This is a genomic window from Aeromicrobium sp. PFPM2_SD2 (genome assembly GCF_057364525.1).
Genome location: NZ_JBNFNZ010000508.1, coordinates 1 through 1,648 on the forward strand (window position 1 = coordinate 1; position 1,648 = coordinate 1,648).

Annotated in this window: 1 protein-coding gene; it reads left to right on the plus strand. The window is 74.2% G+C overall.

The window, feature by feature from the left end; translation table 11 throughout:
* Positions 1-83: 83 nt before the first annotated feature.
* Positions 84-1,648: gamma-glutamyltransferase (gene ggt, locus AC2W7G_RS15680; protein ID WP_485869258.1), on the plus strand; the 1,565-nt coding region annotated here is incomplete at its 3' end.

Genomic DNA, 1,648 nt, shown 5'->3' on the forward strand with positions numbered 1-1,648 from the left:
CCGGGCACCACCGCCACGGCGTACGGCTACGGCGGCGCCGTCAGCTCGGTGGACGCGAAACGCCACCCGCAATCGGTCTGGACGTGCTGCGTCGCGGGGGCAACGCCGCCGACGCCGCGGTCGCCACCGCGTCCGCGCTCGGCGTGTCCGAGCCGTACAGCGCCGGCATCGGCGGCGGCGGCTACTTCGTCTTCCACGACGGACGCACCGGCAAGGTCTCGACGATCGACGGCCGTGAGACCGCCCCGGCGGGCATCACGCCGGACGCCTTCATCGACCCCGCCACCGGCCAGCCCTACCGGTTCACGCCGGAGCTGGTCTCGTCCGGCGTCGCCGTCGGCGTCCCCGGCACGGTCGCCACCTGGGACCGCGCGCTGGACCGCTTCGGCCGGATGAGCCTGCGCAAGGCGCTGCAGCCGTCGATCGACCTGGCCCGCCGCGGCTTCGTCGTCGACCAGACGTTCCGGAACCAGACCCTCGACAACCGGACGCGCTTCGCCGCCTTCCCCGACACCGCCGAGCTGTTCCTGCCCGGCGGGGACGCCCCGCAGGTCGGCACCCGCTTCCGCAACCCCGACCTCGCCCGCACGCTGGAGCAGATCGCCCGGCGCGGACCGAGCGCGTTCTACCGCGGTCCGCTCGCCGCCGAGATCGCGGACGTCGTCCGGTCGCCGCGGGTCGACCCCGCCTCGAGTCTCCCGGCCCCCGCGGGCTCCATGACCACGCGCGACCTGGCCCGCTACCGCGTCGTCGACCAGAAGGCGACGTCCAGCCGCTTCCGTGGGCTCACCGTGCACGGCATGGCGCCGTCGTCGTCCGGCGGCGTCGCGGTCGGCGAGGCGCTGAACATCCTGGAGAACCACGACCTGTCCGGGCTGCCGGTCGCCCAGGCGCTGCACCTGTACCTGGAGGCGTCCGCCCGCGTGTTCGCCGACCGCGCCGAGCACGTCGGCGACCCGGCGTTCACCGACGTCCCGACGCGTACCCTGCTGAGCCAGCGGTTCGCCGACAGCCGCGCGTGCACGATCGATCCCGAGCAGGCCACGCCCCGCCCGGTGGCGCCCGGCGCCCTCGACGGACCCGCCTGCACGCCGGCGCAGCCGACGGTCGACGACTCCGACACCGAGAACGTCTCGACCACGCACCTGTCGGTGGTCGACCGGTGGGGCAACGCGGTCGCCTACACGCTCACGATCGAGCAGACCGGCGGCTCGGGCATGACCGTGCCCGGACGCGGCTTCCTGCTCAACAACGAGCTGACCGACTTCAGCACCGTCTACGACCCGGACGACCCCAACCGCGTCGAGCCGGGCAAGCGTCCGCGCTCGTCCATGTCGCCGACGATCGTCACCGACCACCACGGCGTCCGGCTCGTCGTCGGCTCGCCCGGCGGCTCGACGATCATCACCACCGTCCTGCAGGTGCTGCTGAACCGGCTCGAGCTCGGCATGACGCTGCCCGAGGCGGTCGCGCGCCGCGGGCGTCGCAGCGCAACACGGCGTCCACGACCGCCGAAGCCGGCGTTCATCGAGGCCTACGGCGACGCGCTCGCGGCCTACGGCCAGCGGGCTGACCCCGTCGGGCGACTCCGTTCACCTCGGCCAGCGAGATTCGGTGCCGTCGCCGCCATCGAGCGCGACCGGCGCGG